This is a genomic window from Rhodococcus jostii NBRC 16295, from assembly GCF_001894825.1.
Classification (GTDB): Bacteria; Actinomycetota; Actinomycetes; order Mycobacteriales; family Mycobacteriaceae; genus Rhodococcus_F; species Rhodococcus_F jostii.
Window position 1 is genome coordinate 1 of the sequence record NZ_BCWY01000237.1, and the last position, 1328, is coordinate 1328.

Below are 1328 nucleotides of genomic sequence, written 5' to 3' on the forward strand. Positions count from 1 at the left end.
GGCACACATTGCCACTCAGTGATACTGGTTGGGTCCGTTGACGCGGCTCGGTCTGACTCGTTGCCACTCTGACGTCCTTCGTGGGCTGTCCTTCACGTGATGTGTCGACCGGGATGCGTCAACGGGCGCGCGTCACACGCGACCGGTCGGGCGGAGTGACCTGATAGGAGCCTGACTCACACAAGTCCCATCACTGAGTTGTCCGCCGTCCCGGCCGGTGCGTGGCCACCAGATGAAGGGACAGCCATGACCAGCATGACCGAAACACCCCCGGATGTCAGCCTCACCATCTACCTCGGCGTCGATACCCACAAACACACCCACCACGCCGCGATCATCGACCACCTCGGCCGGCCCCTCGCCGACCGCGAGTTCCCCGCCACCGACACCGGACACCGCCAGCTACTCGCCTGGCTCGCCGGGACCGGCAGCGTCGCCGCCGCCGGGGTCGAGGGCACCGGCAGCTACGGCGCCGGCCTCACCCACGTGCTGCGCCGTGCCGGCCTCACCGTCGTCGACGTCGACCGCCCCGACCGCCGTTCCCGGCGCCGGCACGGCAAGTCCGACCAGATCGACGCCTACGCCGCCGCCACCGCCGCACTGACCGGCCGCGCCACCACCATCCCCAAGACCCACGACGGGAACGTCGAGGCAATCCGATTCCTGCACAACGCCCGCCGCAGCGTGGTCAAGGCCAAGGCCGACGCGATCACCACCCTCAAGGCGATGATCGTGAACGCACCCGAACCGCTCCGCGCCGCCTTGCGCCCCCTCACCGACGCCGCCCTGCTGCGCACCTGCGCCGCCCTGCGCCCGGACCCGATCGCCCCCGACCACCTGATCTCGGCCGTCAAGACCGCATTGCGCTCACTGGCCCGCCGGATCCTCGACCTCACCGCCGAGAGCCGGGCCCTGCTCAAGAACATCGAAACGCTGATCGTGCACACCGCACCGGCGCTGCTCGCCCGGTGCGGTGTCGGCGTCGAAACCGCCGCCCAACTGTTGATCACCGTCGGCGACAACCCCGAACGCATCGCCTCCGAGGGTGCCTTCGCGAACCTCTGCGGGGTCGCCCCGATCCCGGCATCGTCGGGAAAGACGACCCGGTACCGGCTCAACAGGGGTGGTGACCGGCAAGCCAACCGGGCACTGCACATGATCGTGCTCGCCCGCCTCAAATACGACGAACGCACCCGCGCCTACCGGGACAAACGACTCGCCGAAAACAAAACAAAACGCGACATCATCCGCTGCCTCAAACGAGCCGTCGCCCGAGAAATGTTCCCACTGCTCAACCCACGAACTTCGGGTTGACGATCATAGGAGCA

At 67.8% G+C, this 1328-nt stretch carries 1 protein-coding gene; it reads left to right on the top strand.

The features are described 5' to 3' along the window. Positions 1-255: 255 nt before the first annotated feature. Positions 256-1314: an IS110 family RNA-guided transposase gene (locus RJ1_RS44940; protein WP_073371169.1), complete on the top strand. Its 1059-nt coding sequence runs from the start codon at positions 256-258 to the stop codon at positions 1312-1314. Positions 1315-1328: the final 14 nt, after the last annotated feature.

Coding starts and splice junctions, on each gene's coding strand:
- RJ1_RS44940 (WP_073371169.1), top strand. CDS start 256: ATGACCGAAACACCCCCGGATGTCAGCCTCACCATCTACCTCGGCGTC.